We start from the raw sequence: 19801 nt of genomic DNA, 5'->3' as shown, positions 1-19801 counted from the left end.
AATTTCTCTGAACTATGAACGACGCGACAGCCGGAAACGCCATTGTCGAGCCTGGATAGACAGCGGCCGAATATGAACCGGAGATTGCCGGCCGCACGAGCGGCAGTCGGACGGGCGAAAAGGTGGCATCGAGTTCCTACGATCCACCCGACCGCAGCACCCTCGCTGCGGTCACCGTCCGAAAGGCAGTTCGTATGCCCTCTTCCGCCAGTCGTTTGGCGATCGCCGGAATCGCCGGCGTTGTCCTCGCAGCCAGTGCCGTGGTGCCCGCAGTGGCCGCCACGCCTCGCACCGTCGCCCCCGTGTCCGCCGTCCCGTCGCTGGCCGCCAAGAAGGCCGCGACGACGAGCGCCAAGGAACGTAAGCGAGTCGACAGCGTCAAGACGCCCAAGCTGGGCTGGTACAAGTGTTATGACACGGCGGAATGCGCCACCGTGCGCCTGCCGCTCGACTACGACAAGCCCAAGGGTGCGACGACCGAAGTCGCGGTTCTGCGCGTCAAGGCCCGCGACCAGAAGCGCAAGATCGGCAGCCTGTTCCTGAACCCCGGTGGCCCCGGCGGCTCGGGCACGTCCATCGCGCTCAACGCGCCGCTGTTCCTGAGCGACTCGGTGCTCGACCGCTTCGACATCGTCGGCGTCGACCCGCGCGGCATCGCCAACAGCGAGAACGTCAAGTGCTTCAAGTCCACCAAGGACCAGACCCAGGCGTACGCCGGCCTGAACGTCTCTTTCCCGTACGGCAAGGCCGAGGAGAAGGCGTACATCAAGTCCGCCAAGGCCGTGGCCAAGGCCTGCTCGACGACCGGCAAGAAGATCGCCGGTGCCATGTCGACCGCCGAGGTCGTCCGGGACATGGACGTGCTGCGCCGCGCCGTGGGTGACAAGAAGCTGACCTACCTGGGCTTCAGCTACGGCACCGCGATCGGCCAGTACTACGCCAACATGTTCCCGGACCGCTTCCGTGCGCTGGTCGTCGACGGTGTCATCGACCCGGTTTCGTGGACGGGCACCAGCAAGACGAAGAACCAGATCCAGGACGAGCGCATGCACTCGGCCGACGGCGCGTACAAGGCGTTGCGCGAGATTCTCAAGCGCTGCGACAAGGCCGGCGAGAAGTACTGCAGCTTCGCGGCCGGTGACCCGGTCAAGAACTTCGAGACGATCGCGCAGAAGCTGCGGGCGAAGCCGCTCGTCATCACCGACGAGTTCGGCACCTACACGATCACCTATGCCGACTTCGTCGGCGGCATTCTCGGCTCGCTCTACGACACCTACGCGGGCGACGTCGTGGCCGACCTCTCGTCCCAGCTGTGGACGCTGCTGGCCGCGCCCGCCGCGACCAGTGCCGACAAGGTGGTCGCGAAGAAGGCGGTCATCGAGCGGATCAAGGACGCCCGCAACCGCAAGCCGGGTCGCGACTTCCCGTACTACAACGACTTCGAAGCCTTCAGCGGTGTGATGTGCACCGACGGTCTGCACCCGAAGGACGCGAACTCGTGGCCGGCGGCGACGGCCAAGGCCGACAAGCGCGCTCCGTACTTCGGCCGCGCCTGGGCCTGGGGCAGCGTGCAGTGTGCCCGCAACTCCTGGACCGTCCGCGACGAGGACGCCTACACCGGTCCCTTCAACCGTCGCTCCGCTGCGCCGGTCCTCGTAGTCGGCAACTACTGGGACCCGGCCACGAACTACCAGGAGGCCGTCTCCTCCGCCAAGCTCCTGCCGAACAGCCGCCTGCTGTCCAGCACGAACTGGGGCCACACCGCGTACGGCACCTCGGCGTGCGCGACGACCGCGATCGACAACTACCTGCTCAAGGCCACGCTGCCCGCCAAGGGCAAGGTGTGCCAGGGTGACATCCAGCCGTTCACCGAGCCACTGGTGAGCCCGGACAAGCCGGAGGAGATGTCGACGATGCGCGCGGACCAGTCGAAGCAGCTTCCCCCGGTCGCCGACCTGATCCCGGCTTCGGTGCTCAACGGCACCAGGTAGTACCGCAGCGGCGCTGCCACCGGCTGTCGGCTCTTCGGAGCTGCCAGTCGGCCGGCAGCGCCGCACTGCGGCCACCATCACGAATCCCCTACCAGCTCGTCAGAAGCAGATGGTTGACCAGCAGCGCCATCGCGGCCTGCAGGATGAGCCAGGCCCGGCGACTTCGCAGAGGTAGCAGCACAGCGCCCGCGGCGAACCAGACCGCGAAGGGCAGCCAGATCCGTTCCACCTCGGCCTTGCTGAGCCCCGAGACGTCAGCGATCAGAATGGCCACCAGGGCAGCGATCGGAAGCAGCCGCTCCGCGGTGACCGGTCGCGCCAGGACAGCTCGCCGCAGGATGGGTGCCGCCGCCAGCCCGGCAGACGCCGCCACCGCTGCGAGATTCGCCCAGACCCAGTAGCCGTACGAGCGCTGGCTCGCCACACCTTGGTAGTACCGCTCCACCACGAGCTGGTAGCCGTCCCACCACCAGAAGCCGGATGCGGTGAAGGCGGCGACGGCCACGCCACCGCCCAGCGCCGCGAAGACGAGCGGCCGCCAACGCCGGGCAAGGAAAACCACAGCCAGCACGATCGGCGCGAGCAATGTGAGCCCGTACGAGAGATAGAGCGCGAAGGCGAGCAGAACGCCACCGAAGAAGGCCGCCACCGGCGCGCGCCGGGTCAGCCCTCGCGCCAACAGCATCACTCCCACCGCGGCCAGCCCGGCGAACAGGCCGTCGGCGGACGTGCCCACCCACACCGCTCCCGGAAACAGCACGGCGAACGGCACAGCGGCCCGGGCAGCTTCCGCGGTATCCGAAGCTCTCCCCGCGCCCAGCAGCCGAACTGTCTCAGGCACTGCCACCGCTGCCGCCGCACCGCCCAGGACGCAGACCATGGCTGCCCATCCCCCGCCATCGAGACCGACGCGGTCCAGGCCGACGAAGACGAGAAGAGCTCCCGGCGGGTGCCCCGAGACATGGGTGGTCCAGGAATCCGGCTGGAAGTCGAGAATCCGAGCGGCGAACCCTCGCAGCATCGCCGGCACGTCGGTGACACCGGGCACCTCGTGCAGATACTCCGGCTGTGTGGTGAGGCGACCCGCGAGTCCTCGCTGCCAGCCGTCGACGAGGCCCAGGCTCAGCGTCCAGACGACCGCTGTGCCGTAGCCCGCAACAAGCAGAGACCGCCACGACAGGCGCGAGGCCAACGCCTGCCCATGCCAGACGACAAGGCCCGCGATCAGCAAGGCCAACGGCGTTCCCGGGCCGATGTGCGGCACCCAGTGTGCGTAGAAGGGCGCTGAACTGGCCTGCACCGGATGACCGGCCAGATAGAGCAGGCCTCCCACCAGAGCTCCGACACCGACCAGCGCCAGGGCCACCAGAGCCGCCACAATGTCCGCCCGTGACGAGCTGGACAGGCGCCCCCGGGTCCGCGACGACCGGATCCGCTGCAGGGTGGTCACGCCCGCAGCTCCGCGGCGGCGAAGTCAGCCATCCCGGTAGAGAGGTCGATCTCCGCCGAGAAGCCGAGCTCCTCGGCCGCCCGTTCCGGGGAGGCGACCACGTGGCGAACATCGCCGAGGCGGAACTCCCCGGTCACCACCGGCGCGGTACCGGCCATCACGTCGGACAGTGCCTGCGCCATGTCACCGACCGTCGCCGGGCGGCCGGATGCGATGTTGTAGGCCGAGAAGGCGGACGTCCCGGTCGCTTCGAGAGCCGCCACATTGGCCCGGGCCACATCGGTCACGTGCACGAAGTCACGGCGTTGGCGGCCGTCCTCGAAGACTCGCGGTGCGCGGCCCGCCTCCAGGGCAGAGCGGAAGATCGCTGCGACTCCGCTGTAGGGAGTGTCGGGGGGCATCCCCGGCCCGTAGACGTTGTGGTAGCGCAAGGCGACCACTGAACCACCGCTCTGCCGTGCCCATGCTGCCGACAGGTGCTCCTGGGCGAGTTTGGTTGCCGCGTACACACTGCGTGGCTCGAGCCTGGCGTCCTCGCTGGTGGTGATCGAGACCAGCGGAGCCCGGCACACGGGGCACGGCGGTTCGAACTGGCCGGCTTCGAGATCCGCGGCGGTTCGGGACGGTGGGCGCTGGGGGCCGTGGTCCGGGCACGCGTACGAGCCCTCGCCGTAGACGACCATGGAGCTGGCCAGCACGAGGCGACGCACCTTGGTGCGGGCCATCTCGGCGAGCAGCACGGCGGTGGCCAGGTCGTTGCTGCCGACGTAGTCCGGGAGGTCGGCGAGATCCACGCCCATGCCGACCATGGCTGCTTGATGCACGACAACGTCGACGCCCCGAAGCGCGGCAGCGACGGCATCGCGGTCACGAAGATCGGCGATCTGGACCGTGGCGCCCGCAACGGTCTCCGGTAGGGGCTGCCGGTGCGCCGCCGGGTGGCCGTTGTCGAGGATCGCCACGGAATGCCCTGCCGTGAGCAGCGCAGCGGTCACGTGGGTTCCGATGAAGCCGGCGCCGCCGGTCACAAGCACATGGGTCACGGCGGCCACGTTAGGCCTCGGCGGCGGGATGCGGGATGGTTCGGCGGGAGGCGTCAGCGGTTCGTAAGAACTGTCCCCGACGTCATTATCTTGTAAGGGTTTCCGCAGCTCTTCCCTCGATAGCTTGCGGACATGACCGATGTGGTGCTGCCCTGCCTGAACGAGGCCCCCGCCCTGCCGTGGCTGCTCAGCCGACTGCCCTCGGGCTACCGGGCGATCGTCGCCGACAACGGCTCGACGGACGGGTCGGCGGACGTCGCACGCGCCCACGGTGCCGAGGTGGTGCCGGTCCCCGAGCCGGGTTACGGCGCCGCCGTGCACGCCGGGCTCCTGGCAGCGGATCCGGATGACGGTGTCGTCTGCGTGCTGGATGCCGACGGCTCGTTCGATCCCGCCGTCCTTCCCCGGCTGGCCGATCCCGTGCGCGCGGGTGCGGCGGAGCTGGTCGTCGGGCGACGGCGGCCGACCACCCGGAACGCGTGGCCGGCGCACGCCCGGCTCGGCAACGCGGTGCTGTCACAGCGTCTGCGCCGCACCACCGGGCTGCCCGTACACGACATCGGGCCGATCCGTGCCGCGCGCAAGTCCGACCTGCTGGCGCTCGGGCTGCGTGACCGCCGTTTCGGCTACCCGCTCGAGCTGTTGATCGCGGCCGGCAAGGCTGGTTGGCGGGTCACCGAGATCGACGTCGCCTATCACCCGCGCACCGCCGGCACCCGTTCCAAGGTCACCGGGACGGTGCGGGGCACCGCTCGGGCGATCCGCGACATGAGTGCGGTGCTGGCCCGATGACCCGGATCCTCGTGCTGGCCAAGACACCCGTCCCCGGTCGGGTGAAGACCCGGCTCTGCCCACCCTGGACACTCGAGCAGGCCGCCATGGTGGCAGCAGCCGCGCTGAACGACACCCTCGAAACCGTGGGCGCGGGTGTGCTGGTGGTGGACGGCGACCGGCCCGCGCCGCCCGGCTGGGCCAGGATCGCCCAGCGCGGCGACCAGCTTCCGTCACGGCTGGCCAACGCCTTCGCGGACGCCGGAGCGGGTCCCGCAGTGCTGATCGGCATGGACACCCCGCAAGTGACGCGCGCCCTTCTGGCCCAGGCCGCGGCCCGGCTCGCCGATGCGGACGCCGTTCTGGGACTGGCCGAGGACGGCGGCTGGTGGGCTCTCGGACTGCACGATCCCGCCCATGCCGAAATACTCCGGGCGATTCCCACCTCCCTGTCGGACACGGGCGCACGCACCCTCCGGGCGCTGCAGGACTCAGGTCTGCGGGTGAGCTCGCTGCCGGTTCTGCGCGACGTCGACACAGTCGCGGATGCTCGTGGGGTCGCCGACCTGTGCCCGGCCGAGAGCCAGTTCAGGCGTCTCGTGACCGCTCTCGATGCGGGAGTGCCGGTATGACCACCACGACGATCAGCAGCCTCGAGATCCTCGATGTCTATGAGGAAGCATTGCGCCGGGCCGAGGCGGGCGAGAACGCCGAGCTCGTCCTGCGGAGCCCGCACGGCTCCGAGCGGGTCATCGATGCCGCGTCCTGGTGCCGGGCCCGGATCCCGGGTGATGCCGGGCTGCTCAGGCGCTGTTCCGGCCCGACCCTCGACGTCGGGTGTGGTCCCGGTCGGCTCATCAATGCCCTGAACCGCTGGGGTTGTCCCGCTCTCGGTGTCGACATCAGCGCCACCGCTGTTCGCATCGCTCGGGCGCGGGGAGCGACTGTGCTGCGGCGTGACGTCTTCGGGCAGTTGCCGGGGCACGGCCGCTGGCGGCATCTGCTGCTGGCCGACGGAAACATCGGCATCGGGGGTGATCCGGTGACTTTGTTGCGTCGCTGCCGCGAACTGCTCGGCTCCGACGGACGCCTGCACGCCGAACTCTCCGCCGCGGGCACCCGCAGCTGGGCCGGCGCGGCGAGCATCCGCGCGGCGGGTGACCCGGCCGCCGCGACGTTCCGGTGGGCTGAGGTGGCGCCGGAGGACCTGGCTGATCTTGCTGATCTGTCGGCTCTGCGGGTGACCGGGACCTGGAAGGAGGCAGGGCGATGGTTCGCGACCCTCACCCCGGCATGACCACTTCGCCGGCCCGACGCATCCGGCTGCCCAATCTGCTCCGACAGCCGCTCCCGCAACCTCCTGAGGCGTTGCGCCGCGGGCCGTTGAGGGAGGGTGCGTTCCCCTCGACGCTGAGGTCAACACGACTGACGAGTCAGCTCGGGACTGCCCTCGCGGTCGCCTTCACCATCTGCTTCCTGACCGGGCTGACCAGCCACTTCATCCAGCACCCACCGTCCTGGTTCTGGTGGCCGTCGCGCCCCGCCGGCCTCTACAGATTCACCCAGGGGCTGCACGTCATCACAGGCCTGGCCTCGATACCCCTGCTCGGCGCGAAGCTCTGGTCGGTCTATCCACGGCTTTTCGAATGGCCACCGGCGCGAAGCATCATGCACGCCATCGAGCGCACAAGCATCGCGGTGCTGGTCGCGTCGGCCCTCTTCCAGCTGATCAGTGGCGTTCTCAACATCGCCCGCTGGTACGGCCCCCTGCCGTTCTACTTCACGACCGGCCACTACTGGGTGGCATGGCTGACCGTCGGCGCGCTACTGGTGCACATCGGCGTCAAGCTTCCGGTGGTCCGCGAGGCGTTCGCCCGGCCCGCTCCAGAGGAACCCGGTCGAGGGCTCAGCAGGCGCGGACTGCTCGGCACCGTCGGAGCCGCAGCCGGTGTGATCACTCTCGCTACGGCGGGACAGACCATCACCCCGCTGGAGCCGGTCTCCGTGCTCGCGCCGCGACGGTCCACTTTCGGGCCGCAGCACCTTCCGGTCAACAAGACGGCAGCCGGCGCCGGCGTGCGTGATCGAGCGCTCGACCCGGCCTATCGCCTGACGATCGCCGGTCCGACCGGCGAAGTCACCCTCTCGTTGGACGGCCTGGCCGCGCTGGAACAGCACACCGTCGTGCTACCCATCGCATGCGTCGAGGGCTGGAGCGCGACCGGCACCTGGACGGGAGTACGGCTCCGGGACCTGATCGTCCTTGCCGGCGGTGACCCGGAAACGGCGTCCGCCGAGATGGAATCACTGGAGCAGGGCGGGCGATACCGAACGTCGACCGTGGCGTCTCCGCACGTGCGGGACCCCTGGACGTTGATCGCGCTTCGGCTCAACGGCGCACCGCTGGATCTGGACCACGGCTATCCGGCGAGGCTCATCGCACCGAACCGGCCCGGCGTGCTGCAGACCAAGTGGCTCGCCCGGATCATCGTTCAGGAGGCGTCGTGAGGGGCGCCCTGATCGCGGCGGGCGCGATCGTGATGGGGTACGGGGTGCTGGGCGCGGCCACCGACCCGGACCTCAAGCCCGGCGGCGTCCTGCTCTTTCTGGCCGCGGTTCTCGTGGCGCACGATGCGGTGCTTCTGCCAGCAACGATCGCGGGAGGGGCAATCATCGGGCGCTTCGCTCCTCACCGGTTCCTGCCCGGCATCCGGGCAGCGGCGATCATCAGCATCGCCGTTGGTGTGGTGGCACTGCCACTCGTGCTCGGCTACGGCCGATCCGCCGACAACCCGTCGGTCCTACCACTCGCCTACGGTCGCGGCCTGCTCCTGATCCTCGCCGTGACCTGGGCTGCCGCGCTTGTGTCGGCCGGACTGGTGCGCCACCGTGCCGGTGCAGCGAAGGGCGACCGTCCGACACCGGTTCAAGCCCCGCGTGCGCCATCGCACCAACTGGCTGACGGCCCGGGAGCCCCCACCACAAGCATGCGCACGCCATCATCCGAGCCTGCCGAAGGTCCGCAACCGGCACCACCTCAGCCGTCCGAAGGACAGCAGTGACTGACTCCCACCGCGAGCAACCGCGCCTCACGTCCGCCCGGCCGCGGCCACGACGCGGCATCACCGCCGGCTCCCACTCCCAACCAGCTCAACCTGGCCGGGTCCGCCGAGAACAGGTACCCCGCGGCAACACCGTAAGAGGATCGCAAGGTCTCTCAGCCCCGCGCATGGGTAGCGTCGCAGCCGTGAGCCACCGCGTACTCGTCGTCGACGACGACCCGACTGTCAGCGACGTCGTCCGCCGCTACCTTGAGCAGGAGGGCTGCCAGGTCCGGCTCGTCGGTGACGGCCTTGCCGCCCTCGCTGCCGTGGCGTCCGAGATGCCCGACATCGTCGTCCTCGACCTCATGATGCCCGGCATCGACGGCCTGGAGGTCTGCCGGCGCCTACGGCGCGACGCACCCGAGCTACCCGTCGTCATGCTCACCGCGCTGGGCGAGGAATCGGACCGCGTGCTGGGGCTCGAGGTCGGCGCCGACGACTACGTCACCAAGCCGTTCTCGCCGCGTGAGCTTGTGCTGCGGATCCGCTCGGTGCTGCGCCGGACAGTGGCACCGGTCGCTCCGCCCGCCTCGGCCACTGTCGTCGACGGTGATCTGACCGCCGACACCGGGCGCCGGATCGCTCGCCTCGGTGGTGAAGTGCTTCCGCTGACCACCCGGGAGTTCGATCTCCTGGAGTTCCTGATGCGTCATCCGGCTCGGGCCTGGTCCCGGGCCGAGTTGCTCGACAAGGTGTGGGGCTGGCAGTTCGGCGACCACTCGACGGTGACGGTTCACGTGCGGCGGTTGCGGGAGAAGATCGAGGCCGATCCGGCTTCTCCGCGGCGCATCCTCACCGCCTGGGGTGTCGGTTACCGCTACGAACGGGTGTCCGGCAATGTCTGATCTCATTCTCATCGGTCTCTACGCCCTCGCCGCCGGCGCTGTCGTCGGGGTGGTCGGCGAGATCGCTCTGCGACTGCTGCGGAAGCGGTCGATCATCCTGCATGTCTGCGTGCTGCTGACGATCACCGTCGCTTCTGTCGTGGCCGGCGTCGCCGCTGTTGCCCGGGCCATGTTCCTGTCGGCTCACGACCTTCAAGTCGTGCTGATCACCGTGGCAGCATCGGCCGCGGTCAGCCTCGGTGTGGGCGCCACCTTCGGCCGCCGGCTCGCCACCGCCTCGGTCTGGGCCACCCAGGCCCGTGAGCGGGAACGCCAACTAGAAGCCGGCCGGCGCGACCTGGTGGCCTGGGTGTCGCACGACCTGCGTACTCCGCTCGCCGGACTGCGGGCGATGGCCGAGGCCCTCGAGGACAACGTCGTCGGCGACCCGGCGACCGTGGCGGAGTATCACCGGCGGATCCGCGTCGAGACCGACCGGATGGCCTATCTCGTCGACGACCTGTTCGAGCTGTCCCGCATCAACGCCGGCGCACTGCGGCTCGCGCTCTCCAGCGTGCCGCTCGGTGACGTCGTCTCCGATGCCATCGCCACCACCGCACCCCTCGCTGCCATGCGAGGAGTGCGGATTCTTGCCCGCGAGTCCGGCTGGCCCATCGTGACGGCCGGTGAGCCGGAGCTGAGCCGGGTCGTGGCCAATCTCCTGGTCAACTCCGTGCGATACACCCCACCGGACGGCACCGTGGTGGTCGACGCCGGGGCCGAGCGCGGTGAGGTCTGGCTGGCTGTGTCGGACACCTGCGGCGGCATCCCGGAGGACGACCTGCCCCGGGTCTTCGATGTTGCTTTCCGTGGCGAGCGCGCCCGGACACCGCGACCGCAGGATCACGGTCCGGACAATGCGGCAGCCGGTGGTGGTCTCGGGTTGGCGATCGTCCGGGGGCTGGTTGAGGCGCACGGCGGACACGTCGGCGTACGCAACACCGTCGACGGCTGTCGGTTCGAAGTACGGATACCTGCGAGTAGCCTGGGCAGCCGGACCTAGACCGGGGGGAACAGGTGAGCCGGCTGCGTCGGCGCTGCGAGCGCCGCCTCGAGAACATTGCCATTCCGAATCCGTTCGATCTGGACATTTTCTGCGCTGCCATGGCCGCTTATCGGGGACGTCCGCTCACTCTGCGACCGATGCCCGGGCTCAGCGCAGGCTTGCCGTGCGGGTTGTGGATCTCCGTTGAGAGCGCGGATTACGTGTTCTACGACCCGGAGACCTCGCAGCTGCATGCCGAGCACATCGTTTTGCATGAGCTGAGTCACATGCTCAGCGGCCACACCACTGGCATCAACGCCGGCCCGGACGACAAAGGCAGCGGCGGACGCAGCGGCAGTGCCAGCAACGGGATCGGCCGGCTGGTGCCCGATCTCGACCCCCGGACGATCGACACGATCCTCGGCCGCGTCAGCTACACCACTACCCAGGAGCGCGAGGCCGAGATGCTGGCTTCGTTGATCAGGGCCCGTTCAGCCTTCGGGGCAACCACCGGTCGCCGGTCCGGGGACACACTCGGCCGGGTTGCCGACGTCCTGAAGTTCTCGTCTTGAACGGCGCCCTCACCGGCATCGTGCTCGTGCTGCTGTGGGGCACGGTCGTCGCTCGCCTGCCCACCCTCTGGCGCGACGCCCAGCAACGGGCCATGTGGGCGACGCTGTTCTCGCTCGCCCTGGCCAAGACGGTGGCGACGCCCGGAGTCAACGCGACGGTCAGCGAGTGGATCCCGCAATCACGGGTCATCCCTCACGTTCTCGGCGTTCTCGCCGCGTTCTTCCTGTTGCGGTTCGTCTCCCTGATCACCGACTACGACGCGAAGCACCCGCACGCGGCGCGTTATCAGCAGCTGCTGGCCGCCTCGGTGCTGGTCGCGCTCATCATCTTGATCGGCGTCACACCCGGCGGCATCAAGACCAGGGCAACCGAGCTTTCAGGTACGGACATACCGCCGACGGCAGCAGCCTATTGGGTCGTTCTGAACGGATATCTGGGCGCAGTGCTCGCCATCACCACGGCGTTGTTCTGGCGGACCAGCCGCTCGGCCTCAGCCGCCCTGCTGCGCAACGGGCTGCGCGCGATGGCACTCGGCACCTTCCTGGTCGCCGTTTACGCAGTGCTGAAAACCGTGGCGATAGTCGCGCACAGCCTCGGCGTCTTGATGCCCATCGAACGAGCCGAGCCCGCGGCCAACGCCCTCCGCGCATTCGGCATCATCATCTGTCTCATCGGCGTGACCGTGCCGGCGAGCGGCAAGCTGCGCTCCGGTCTCCACGCGTACCGCTCACTCTGGGCGCTGCGTCCACTGTGGCGGATCATGCGACAGACCTTCCCTGACGTCATCCTCTTCCCCCGGCGACGGGCACTGCTCGAACTGGCCGGGGTGGACGAGGTTCAGCTGCGCCTCTACCGGCGGGTGATCGAGATCCGGGACGGCATGCTCACGCTGCGGGACTACCTGCCGGCGGGCGCGCTCGATGAGGCGCGGAAGTACGTCGGTGACCGTCCGGCGCTCATCGAGGCATGCGGTATCGCCCTCGCCCTGCGACTGCACCGGGCCGGGGCACCGCCGGTCGAGAACGGTGACCGGTGGGCGGACATCGGCGGGGAGATCGCCGACGAGGTGGCCTGGCTCAGCGCCGTGAGCGCCGCCTTCCGCCGCGACGAGCCGGCAGCCTTCGCCGCCCGCCAGCCCGCAACCGCAGCCCCTTGAACCAGAACCGCAGCTCGCTGGGCGGTCACGCTGCTGACGAGCAAGGAGAGCGCCAGCCGGCCGACACAGGCCGGCGAGCTGCGCCGGCTGCTGCTGACCGTCATTGGCAGCGTCGAGGGTGCCGCCCTGGTGCATGCGTCCGGCCCCGGCAACCACAAGGGATGAGCGGCCGTGCCCGATGATCTTGGCGGCCCCGAAAGACAACCTGCCGCCTGATGGCCCGAAACCACAGCTCAAGCGTCAGGCTTGCCCCGGTCGCGTTCCAGCTCCCACACCTGGCGCACCAGCTCGCCGATCGTGTCGCGACTGCTCGGTGACACATCGGCCGCACGCAGGGCGATCTCCTTCACCTTGGCGTCGCGCAGGGTGCCGAGCAGGGCCAGCTGACTGTCGATCTTCCGGGCCTCGTCGTCGTCCAGGAAGTAGGCGATCGGGACGCCGAAGTAGGTCGCCAGGCCCTTCAGGTGCTGGACGGTCGGGTTGGTGCGGCGTCCGGTGCGGAGCTGCCAGATGTAGGTGTGCGAGATCTGGATGCCCTGCTGCGCCCGGATGGCCTCGGCCACCGCCATGTAGCTGGCCTCGCCCTGGCCAGCGGACCTGACCTGGGTGAAGAGGCGGTCCAGCTTTTCGGCGATGGAGAACTCGCTGGGCACCGCACTCCCCTCGTCGCCGGGCCAAGATGGGACATGCGGATCATACCGACGAAAACCGGTCGCTGCATCGACGCCCATGAGCAGCCGAGGCTGCACATCCCCCGATGTTGGGGCGTCGTTGAACGACCGTAAACTCAGATTGATGACGCTCGGCCGAGCCTAAACGATGCAACCCGCCTGCTCAACCCGCCGGTATCCTTTTCACCGTGACGGACATTGTGGAGAGTCCAGAAGTATCGACCTTGCTCGATGAGTTGACTCGCCTGACCGGCCGCGAGGATCCGTACCCCCGTTATCAACGACTCCGCGAGATCTCCCCCGTCGTGCGCGCCGACGACGGCGCGCTGGTTGTCACCCGGCACGCCGACTGCATCGCGGTCACCCGCGATCCGCGGCTCGGGCACATGCCGTCGCACATGCTCGAGTTCGTCCGGGCCGACTGGGCCGATCACCCCGCGCTGCACCAGCTCTTCACCAGCATCCTGGCGATCAACCCGCCGGACCACACCCGGCTGCGCCGGCTGGTCAGTTCCTCCTTCACCGCCCGCCGGGTCCAGGCCCTGCAGCCGCGGATCACCGAGATGGTCGAGGATCTTCTGGTACGCATGAACGGCGACGTCGACTTCATCGATGCGTTCGCGTTCCCGCTGCCGGTCAACGTCATCGGCGAGCTGCTCGGCATCCCGGAGGAGGACCGCGCGCAGTTCCAGGGGCTGGTCCGGGACTGGACCCAGGTGCTCGAGGTCATCACACCGGAGGTGCTGGCCACTGCGGACCCGGCGGCCGCCACCATCCGGGCCTATCTCGCCGGCCTGGCCGCCGAGCGCCGCCGCAAACCGGGTGCCGACCTGATCAGTGCGCTGGTAGCAGCCGAGGAGGACGGCGAGAAGCTCACCGAGGACGAGCTGCTCACAATGGCGGCGCTGCTGTTCGCGGCCGGGTTCGAGACGACCACCAACCTGCTGGCCAACAGCGTGGTCGCGCTGCTGCGCAACCCCGACCAGCTTGAGCTGCTGCGCCGGGAGCCCGAACTGGCGGCATCAGCGGTCGAGGAACTGCTGCGCTTCGACACCCCGGTGCAGCTGCTGAGCCGGGTGGCCTGGGACGACGTGGAGATCGCGGGCGTGCCGGTGTCGGGCGGCGAACGGATCGTGGCCTACCTGGGGGCAGGCAACCGTGACCCGGAACGCTTCACCGACCCGGACCGGCTGGACCTGCGCCGCCCGGACAATGCACCGCTGTCCTTCGGCGGCGGCATCCACTACTGCCTCGGTGCGCCCCTGGCGCGTCTCGAGGCACAGATCGCCATCCCGGCGTTGCTGGCCCGCTTCCCGCAGCTCGCCCTCGCCGGCAGCCCCGGCCGGCGCGACAGCCTCGCGATCCGCGGCTACACCAACCTGCCGATCTCCGTCGGCTGAGCGGGCCACCAACCAGTCCGCGAACGCCGGGCGGTTCAGCGACGGACCGGAGACCGGCAATCAGCGGCGGGCGCTCAGCGCTCGCAGTAGAGCGAGGACGCGCGGCAGAACGAGAACCGACGCGCCGCGGAGGGAGGACCAGCTCGCGGCAAAGCAGGGACCGACGCGCCGCGGAGCGAGGATCCGGCTCCCGGCAGAGCGGGAACCGGCGAGGCCTGGCCCACCGGGCCGGGAGCCGGGCCGGGAGCCGGGCCGGGCCGGGCCGGGAAGGCCGGGAGCCGGGCCGGGCCGGGCCGGGAAGGCCGGGAGCCGGGCCGGGCCGGGCCGGGAAGGCCGGGAGCCGGGCCGGGCCGGGAAGGCCGGAAGCCGGGCCGGGAAGGCCGGAAACCGGGCCAGGAAGGCCCGAAGCCGGGCCAGGCCGGGCCAGGAAGGCCGGAAGCCGGGCCGGGCCGGGAAGGCCGGAAGCCGGGCCGGGAAGGCCGGAAGCCGGGAAGGAAGGCCGGAAGCCGGGGAAGGCCGGAAGCCGGGGAAGGCCGGAAGCCGGGGAAGGCCGGAAGCCGGGGAAGGCCGGAAGCCGGGGAAGGCCGGCAGGGCCGGAAAATAGGAGCGCCGCTGCGAATTCCACGGGGGAAGAACTCGCAACGGCGTCGTAGGAAAGAGTATCGACCGTGGCGGTTATTGTCCATCCGTACCGTCGATCATCGCCGAATGGCCGAATCTCCGATGGCCCACTCTCCGGTCAGCAGGGGCGGGTCGGCGGAAGCGGCGGCCCGCCGGGCCGTCGCGACGGTCGCAGCCTCCGGTCGGCGGACGTCGCCCCACCGCCCGGCCCGGACCTGACCCGGCTCGGCTGAGTACCGGCATTGACGTGCGTAATTAGCCGACCGGCGATTATTCCGTGACGCCCACAGGCGGCGCCTCGGCGCTCTCCGCCAGCAGCCGCTTACGCTTCTTGGCCGGCAGCCGGTCGACGTAGAGCAGCCCGTCAAGGTGATCGGTCTCGTGCTGGAGGCAGCGGGCCAGCAACCCCGTCCCGTCGATGCGCACCGGCTGGCCGAACATGTCGACGCCCGTCACGTAGGCGGTCGCGGGCCGGCCGACTTCGGCGCGCACTCCCGGGACCGACAGGCAGCCTTCGCTGTCCACCTCGAGGTCCCGCGCGTCCGGCACGTGCAGGACCGGGTTCACCACGTGCGCCACGACGTTCGTCTCGGTGGCGTCGGGGCAGTCGACCACGAAGATCCGGGCGTCGACGCCGATCTGGTTCGCCGCCAGGCCCACCCCTTCCGCGGCGGCCATCGAGGCGAACATGTCGGCGATGAGCTGTTGCAGCTCCTCGTCGAACACGGTCACGTCGGCGCATCGCCGATGCAGGACGGGATTCCCGTAGCGGGTGATGGGTCGTGGGGTTCCGGCACGCGTCTGCACAGCACGATTTTATGCCGTCCGCCGGGCTGGGGACCGCCCGCGCCGGGGGTGGGGTACCGGAGGCGCGGGCGGTCCCGGTCAACGAGGACCGGCAGGTCAGACCGGCGGGGTGTCGCCGGCCGGCGGGTCAGCGGGCCGATCGGCCGGCCGGCTCTCGCGGCGCGCCGCCCGTCCGGCCGCGTCCGCCGCCGTGCTGGCCCACGCCCGGGCCTTGCCGGCCTGGGTGCCGGCCCAGTCGCCGAGGTCCGCCGCTCCGCCGGTCACCCGGCGGGCCAGTGTCACCAGCGGGTCCTGCGAGTTCTCGAACGACTCGCGGTAGTGGCTGGCCGCCGCCTTCACGTCGCCGGTCACCGAGGTGTTGCCGTCCGAGTCGCGGCGCGGATAGTCGCCGCCGATGATGCGGCTGTACTCGCCGGAGTCGACCCACTTGCGCAGTTCCGCCGCGCGGGCCACCGGGACCGGGTGGCTGCTCCACGCGGTCATGCTGATCTTGTGGATGCTGTCGCGCAGGTCCCCACCGCCCTGGTACTCGGCCGCCTGCTCCAGGAACGCCGCCGTGTCGATCTGGGAGAGGTCGCCGCCGCCGGCCAGTTTCATCAGCAGGCGGATCGACGCGGCCGGGTCCTGGCCGGCGAGCAGGCCCGCGCGGTCGGCCGACAGTTCCGCCTTGCGCCACCACTCGTACATGGCCGCGATGATGGCGCGCAGGGCGATCGCGCCGATCGGGAGCCAGCTGACGTTGGTCGCCCACTTGGTCAGAATCATCATGATCGTCTTGTAGACGGCGTGGCCGCTGCGTACGTGACCGATCTCATGACCCAGCAGGGCCCGCAGTTCGTCGTCGTCCAGCTTCTCGACGGCCGCGGTCGTGATCACGATGAACGGCTTGTCCATGCCGATCGCCTGGCCGTGGATCATCGGTGACTGGCTGACGAACAGTTCCGGCAGCTCGGCCACGTCGAGGGTGGTCGCCGCCTCGGTGAAACGCTGGTACACCCGGGGGTACTGGCGGTGGTCGACCCGGATCGAGCCGGCCAGGTACTGCAGGCGGAAGCCGCGCTCGTTCCACATGCCGAAGAACGCCTTCACGACGTCGTCGAAGCCGCGCAGTTCACGCAGGGCGGTCAGGGCGCCGCGGTCGGCGGGGTGTTCCCACGCCCGGGAGCTGATGTCGGTCAGCGTGACCCGTTGCCGGGCCGGCCGATTCTCGTCGTCGATCGTCATGGTGGTCCTTCCGCGCCTCGTCTGGAGATCCGAGATGAGCTTCGCCAATGCGGCAGCCGGGCGCATCGGCTCGGAGCGGGACTTCCCCGCGTACGGATCAGACTTTTGGCCGACCCGGCCCGCCTGGCGCTGAGGTCTTTTTGATGGACCCGGCCGCTTGTTACGGACTCGTCACCGGCCCATTCTCAGCGTGAGCGACGTGAGGAGCGGAGCATGAGAATCGCCGGAGCGCCCATCTCCTGGGGTGTGTGTGAGGTGCCGGGCTGGGGACATCAGCTGAGCCCGGAGCGGGTCCTGCGGGAGATGCGCGAGGTGGGCCTGACCGCTACGGAGTTCGGCCCGGACGGCTTCCTGCCCTCCGACGAGCTCCTGCGGGAACTGGGCCTGCGCGCGGTCGGCGGCTTCGTACCGGTGGTCCTGCACGACCCGGCGCACGAGCCGGTGCTGGATCTCGACCGGTTCGTGGCGGCCGGCGCGGACACCGTGGTGCTGGCCGCGGCCACCGGCCAGGAGGGTTACGACGCCCGGCCGGAGCTGGACGCCGCGGGCTGGCAGCGGTTGCTCACCAACCTCGACAAGCTCGACGCCCAGGCCCGGGAGCGCGGCCTCACCGCCGTGCTGCACCCGCACGTCGGCACGATGGTCGAGCAGACCGCCGAGGTGCGGCGGGTCCTGGACGGCAGCGGCATCGGGCTCTGCCTGGACACCGGGCATCTGCTGATCGGTGGCACCGATCCGGTGGCGCTGGCCCGGTCCGCCGGTGACCGGATCGCCCACGTGCACGCCAAGGACGTCGACGACAGCATCGCCGCGCAGGTCCGCTCCGGACAGCGAACCTACACCGACGCGGTGGACGCGGGCATGTACCGGCCGATCGGCGATGGGGACGTGGACTTCGCCGCGGTCGCGGCGGCGCTGCGCCGCCACGACTACGACGGTTGGTGGGTGCTCGAGCAGGACACGATCCTGCGGGCGGAGCCGGTGGGCGAGGGCCCGGTCGCCGACGTACGCCGCAGCGCCGACCGGTTACGCGAGATCCTCGGCTGAGGCGAAGCGGTACCTGGTCTGCGTGTACGGCCCCTTGCCGAAGGAGAGCACCTTCGCGGGCCGGATCCCGTACACCAGGCCGTTGCGCCCGGCCGGGTCCCGGAAGGCGTCCTCGCCCACCTCGAAGTCCCAGTCCAGTTTGGACTTCCACAGCGCCGCGAGCTCCCGCAGCCGGCCCGGCTCGGTGACCCGGACGGCGACGCCCTCGACCACGACGTCCAGCCCGCCGTGCAGCGCGCTCGTGCCGGTGGACAGCACACAGGCCGGGTTTCGGGCCAGATTCTTCGCCTTCTGCTCCTGGTCGCCGGTGCAGATGTGCAGCACACCGCGGTCCCAGATGGCCGGAAGCGGGGTGACGTGCGGACGGCCGTCGGCGCGGACGGTCGACAGGAAGAACATCTCCGACGTCGTCAGCACCCGCTCGACGTCGGCCCACGGCACCGCAGGGGCGCCCGGCTCGCTGAAGTCACCGTTGAATTCGACGGTCGGTGTGGTCATGGTTCCTCATCTCGGGAGAGTTCCTCGGCGCGGGTCAGCAGAGCCCGGCGCACCGGTCCGGCCGCGGCGGCCCCGGCGGCCTGTTCGAAGAGCGTCACGGCCCGGCCGGTGTCTCCGGCCCGGGCGGTCAGGTCGGCCTCCGCGGCGATGGCGTACGGGTACCCGTCCAGCGCCCCACCGACTCCCGCCTCGGCCAGCAGCCGCAACCCGGCCGCCGGCTCGTACGCGTACCCGTGGGCCACCGCCCGGTTGAGTGCCACCACCGGTGTCGGCAGCAGCGAGAACAACTGGTCGTAAAGGGCGGCGACACCCGGCCAGTCGGTCGGCGTCGTGGCGTGGCAGGCGGCGATGCGGGCCTGCAACGCGTACGGGCCGGTGGTTGCCGGCAGCAGCGCGAGCGCCTCGGCGATGGCAGCGTGGTCCCAGAGTGACCGGTCCTGCTGGTCCAGTGTGCGCAGGTTGCCGTCGTCGTCGCGGCGGGCGGCCCGCCGGGAGTGCTGGAGCAGGCACAACGCCAGCAGCCCGGTGATCTCCGGCTCCCCGGGCATCAGCTCGGCGAGCAGCCGGGTCAGCCGGATCGCCTCCTCCGCGAAGGCCGGCTCACCGTCGGCGTCGTAGCCCCGGGTGAACAGCAGATACAGCACCGCCAGGACGCCGGGCAGCCGCTCGGCCAGCGCCGCCCCGGCCGGCACCCGGTACGGGATACCGGCCGTGGCGATCTTGGCCTTGGCCCGGGTCAGCCGGCGCGTCATGGTCGACTCGGTGACCAGGAAGGCGCTCGCGATGTCCGCGGTCGGCACCCCGGCGATGGTCCGCAGGGTCAGCGCGACCCGGGCCTCCAGCGCCAGCGCGGGATGGCAACAGGTGAAGATCAGCCGCAGCCGGTCGTCCACGACTTCCTCCCCCTCCTCGTCCTCCGGCCCGGCGGACTCGGTCAGCAGAGCCAGTTCCTGGAGCTTGCGGCGTTCGACGGTCGCGCGCCGCAGCACGTCCAGCGCACGGTTGCGCGCGACCGTCATCAGCCAGCCACCCGGGTTCGCCGGCACCCCGTCCCGCGGCCAGCGTTCGAGGGCCATCGTCAGCGCCTCCTGGGCGCAGTCCTCGGCCAGGGTCCAGTCGCCGGTGATCCGGATCAACGCGGCGACGATCCGGGGGTACGAGACCGCACCCGCGTCGGCGACTGCCTGCCCGAGGTCCGGCATTCAGCTGGCCAGGTCCACGAACGGCCGCAGCTCCAGCCGGCCGTTGTAGGCCATCGGGTGCTTGCGGGCCACCTCGATCGCCTCGTCCAGGTCGGCGCACTCCAGGATGTCGAAGCCGACGATGACCTCCTTGGTCTCGGCGAACGGGCCGTCGGAGACGAGCAGGTCGCCGCCGCGTACCCGGACGGTCGTGGCCGCCGCGGGCGAGCCGAGCACGCTGCCCTCCACCCGCCGGCCGGCGGCGTCGTTCTCGGCCACCCAGGCCTCGATGTCGGGCACCAACGACTCGTCGGTCTCCGGCTCGGTGTCGGTGCAGACGAACATCATGAACTTCATCTCGGGGTTCTCCTCTTCTTCGTGATCTCACCACGGTG

20 protein-coding genes are annotated in these 19801 nt (G+C 70.2%); 12 read left to right on the top strand and 8 right to left on the bottom strand.

From position 1 onward, the window contains the following. Nucleotides 1-302 precede the first annotated feature (302 nt). Nucleotides 303-1991, top strand: a complete 1689-nt coding sequence (locus ACZ6S4_RS26470; protein WP_465477494.1) for an alpha/beta hydrolase — start codon at nt 303-305, stop codon at nt 1989-1991. A gap of 88 nt (nt 1992-2079) precedes the next feature. Here the strand turns inward: ACZ6S4_RS26470 and ACZ6S4_RS26465 are convergent, their stop codons facing one another. Continuing rightward, nucleotides 2080-3360, bottom strand: coding sequence for a hypothetical protein (locus ACZ6S4_RS26465; RefSeq protein ID WP_465477688.1), 1281 nt, complete (start codon nt 3358-3360; stop codon nt 2080-2082). Nucleotides 3361-3437: 77 nt separating this feature from the next. Continuing rightward, a complete protein-coding gene (locus ACZ6S4_RS26460; RefSeq protein WP_465477493.1) occupies nt 3438-4484 on the bottom strand; it encodes an NAD-dependent epimerase/dehydratase family protein in 1047 nt (348 codons plus the stop codon). 132 nt (nt 4485-4616) lie between these two features. On the opposite strand from ACZ6S4_RS26460, the gene ACZ6S4_RS26455 reads away from it, so the two are divergent. The 9 genes from ACZ6S4_RS26455 to ACZ6S4_RS26415 all read left to right on the top strand — a co-directional run bounded on the left by ACZ6S4_RS26455 (nt 4617) and on the right by ACZ6S4_RS26415 (nt 11957). Continuing rightward, entirely contained in the window at nt 4617-5276 is a 660-nt protein-coding gene (locus ACZ6S4_RS26455; protein WP_465477492.1) for a glycosyltransferase family 2 protein, read from the top strand. Next, a complete protein-coding gene (locus ACZ6S4_RS26450; protein WP_465477491.1) occupies nt 5273-5887 on the top strand; it encodes a TIGR04282 family arsenosugar biosynthesis glycosyltransferase in 615 nt (204 codons plus the stop codon). The genes ACZ6S4_RS26455 and ACZ6S4_RS26450 overlap by 4 nt, the downstream gene beginning before the upstream one ends. After that, nucleotides 5884-6552: a methyltransferase domain-containing protein gene (locus tag ACZ6S4_RS26445; RefSeq protein WP_465477490.1), complete on the top strand. Its 669-nt coding sequence runs from the start codon at nt 5884-5886 to the stop codon at nt 6550-6552. Before ACZ6S4_RS26450 ends, ACZ6S4_RS26445 begins: the two co-directional genes overlap by 4 nt. Further along, nucleotides 6549-7763, top strand: a complete 1215-nt coding sequence (locus tag ACZ6S4_RS26440) for a molybdopterin-dependent oxidoreductase (protein WP_465477489.1) — start codon at nt 6549-6551, stop codon at nt 7761-7763. The genes ACZ6S4_RS26445 and ACZ6S4_RS26440 overlap by 4 nt, the downstream gene beginning before the upstream one ends. Beyond that, nucleotides 7760-8317: a hypothetical protein gene (locus tag ACZ6S4_RS26435; protein ID WP_465477488.1), complete on the top strand. Its 558-nt coding sequence runs from the start codon at nt 7760-7762 to the stop codon at nt 8315-8317. Before ACZ6S4_RS26440 ends, ACZ6S4_RS26435 begins: the two co-directional genes overlap by 4 nt. A gap of 167 nt (nt 8318-8484) precedes the next feature. Continuing rightward, nucleotides 8485-9204, top strand: coding sequence for a response regulator transcription factor (locus ACZ6S4_RS26430; protein ID WP_360816134.1), 720 nt, complete (start codon nt 8485-8487; stop codon nt 9202-9204). Beyond that, nucleotides 9197-10246, top strand: coding sequence for a sensor histidine kinase (locus tag ACZ6S4_RS26425; protein WP_465477487.1), 1050 nt, complete (start codon nt 9197-9199; stop codon nt 10244-10246). The genes ACZ6S4_RS26430 and ACZ6S4_RS26425 overlap by 8 nt, the downstream gene beginning before the upstream one ends. Nucleotides 10247-10260: 14 nt before the next feature. Then, a complete protein-coding gene (locus tag ACZ6S4_RS26420) occupies nt 10261-10800 on the top strand; it encodes a hypothetical protein (protein WP_465477486.1) in 540 nt (179 codons plus the stop codon). Beyond that, nucleotides 10797-11957, top strand: a complete 1161-nt coding sequence (locus tag ACZ6S4_RS26415; RefSeq protein ID WP_465477485.1) for an MAB_1171c family putative transporter — start codon at nt 10797-10799, stop codon at nt 11955-11957. Before ACZ6S4_RS26420 ends, ACZ6S4_RS26415 begins: the two co-directional genes overlap by 4 nt. 233 nt (nt 11958-12190) lie before the next feature. Here ACZ6S4_RS26415 and ACZ6S4_RS26410 read toward each other — a convergent pair whose 3' ends face one another. Then, nucleotides 12191-12610: a helix-turn-helix domain-containing protein gene (locus ACZ6S4_RS26410; RefSeq protein ID WP_465477484.1), complete on the bottom strand. Its 420-nt coding sequence runs from the start codon at nt 12608-12610 to the stop codon at nt 12191-12193. Nucleotides 12611-12825: 215 nt separating this feature from the next. Here ACZ6S4_RS26410 and ACZ6S4_RS26405 point away from each other — a divergent pair, with 215 nt between their 5' ends. Further along, nucleotides 12826-14028, top strand: a complete 1203-nt coding sequence (locus ACZ6S4_RS26405) for a cytochrome P450 (protein WP_465477687.1) — start codon at nt 12826-12828, stop codon at nt 14026-14028. Nucleotides 14029-14919: 891 nt separating this feature from the next. Here ACZ6S4_RS26405 and def read toward each other — a convergent pair. Both def and ACZ6S4_RS26395 read right to left on the bottom strand, forming a co-directional pair. Then, nucleotides 14920-15456, bottom strand: a complete 537-nt coding sequence (gene def / locus ACZ6S4_RS26400) for a peptide deformylase (protein WP_465477483.1) — start codon at nt 15454-15456, stop codon at nt 14920-14922. 96 nt (nt 15457-15552) lie between these two features. Further along, entirely contained in the window at nt 15553-16680 is a 1128-nt protein-coding gene (locus tag ACZ6S4_RS26395; protein ID WP_465477482.1) for a M48 family metallopeptidase, read from the bottom strand. 213 nt (nt 16681-16893) lie between these two features. Here ACZ6S4_RS26395 and ACZ6S4_RS26390 point away from each other — a divergent pair, with 213 nt between their 5' ends. Next, the gene (locus tag ACZ6S4_RS26390) at nt 16894-17727 is read left to right on the top strand and encodes a TIM barrel protein (RefSeq protein WP_465477481.1); all 834 of its coding nucleotides are present in this window, start codon (nt 16894-16896) and stop codon (nt 17725-17727) included. On the opposite strand, the gene ACZ6S4_RS26385 is transcribed toward ACZ6S4_RS26390, so the two are convergent. The 3 genes from ACZ6S4_RS26385 to ACZ6S4_RS26375 are packed head-to-tail and all read right to left on the bottom strand — an operon-like array spanning nt 17707 to nt 19763. Further along, nucleotides 17707-18225: a pyridoxamine 5'-phosphate oxidase family protein gene (locus tag ACZ6S4_RS26385; protein WP_465477480.1), complete on the bottom strand. Its 519-nt coding sequence runs from the start codon at nt 18223-18225 to the stop codon at nt 17707-17709. The two genes, ACZ6S4_RS26390 and ACZ6S4_RS26385, sit on opposite strands and share 21 nt — an antisense overlap. Beyond that, complete coding sequence (locus ACZ6S4_RS26380) at nt 18222-19427, bottom strand: RNA polymerase sigma factor (RefSeq protein WP_465477479.1); 1206 nt, start codon at nt 19425-19427, stop codon at nt 18222-18224. Before ACZ6S4_RS26380 ends, ACZ6S4_RS26385 begins: the two co-directional genes overlap by 4 nt. Then, entirely contained in the window at nt 19428-19763 is a 336-nt protein-coding gene (locus tag ACZ6S4_RS26375) for a YciI family protein (protein WP_465477478.1), read from the bottom strand. Nucleotides 19764-19801 lie beyond the last annotated feature (38 nt).

The organism is Actinoplanes sp. NPDC051405 (assembly GCF_055586185.1).
Note: the sequence above shows the minus strand (reverse complement) of the source record. Positions and strands in the feature narration are given on the sequence as shown.

Bases quoted from the DNA above. Each gene is read 5' to 3' on its own strand.
- ACZ6S4_RS26455 (WP_465477492.1), top strand. From the start codon at position 4,617: ATGACCGATGTGGTGCTGCCCTGCCTGAACGAGGCCCCCGCCCTGCCG.
- ACZ6S4_RS26450 (WP_465477491.1), top strand. From the start codon at position 5,273: ATGACCCGGATCCTCGTGCTGGCCAAGACACCCGTCCCCGGTCGGGTG.
- ACZ6S4_RS26445 (WP_465477490.1), top strand. From the start codon at position 5,884: ATGACCACCACGACGATCAGCAGCCTCGAGATCCTCGATGTCTATGAG.
- ACZ6S4_RS26440 (WP_465477489.1), top strand. From the start codon at position 6,549: ATGACCACTTCGCCGGCCCGACGCATCCGGCTGCCCAATCTGCTCCGA.
- ACZ6S4_RS26430 (WP_360816134.1), top strand. From the start codon at position 8,485: ATGGGTAGCGTCGCAGCCGTGAGCCACCGCGTACTCGTCGTCGACGAC.
- ACZ6S4_RS26425 (WP_465477487.1), top strand. From the start codon at position 9,197: ATGTCTGATCTCATTCTCATCGGTCTCTACGCCCTCGCCGCCGGCGCT.
- ACZ6S4_RS26395 (WP_465477482.1), bottom strand. From the start codon at position 16,680: ATGACGATCGACGACGAGAATCGGCCGGCCCGGCAACGGGTCACGCTG.
- ACZ6S4_RS26390 (WP_465477481.1), top strand. From the start codon at position 16,894: ATGAGAATCGCCGGAGCGCCCATCTCCTGGGGTGTGTGTGAGGTGCCG.
- ACZ6S4_RS26385 (WP_465477480.1), bottom strand. From the start codon at position 18,225: ATGACCACACCGACCGTCGAATTCAACGGTGACTTCAGCGAGCCGGGC.
- ACZ6S4_RS26380 (WP_465477479.1), bottom strand. From the start codon at position 19,427: ATGCCGGACCTCGGGCAGGCAGTCGCCGACGCGGGTGCGGTCTCGTAC.
- ACZ6S4_RS26375 (WP_465477478.1), bottom strand. From the start codon at position 19,763: ATGAAGTTCATGATGTTCGTCTGCACCGACACCGAGCCGGAGACCGAC.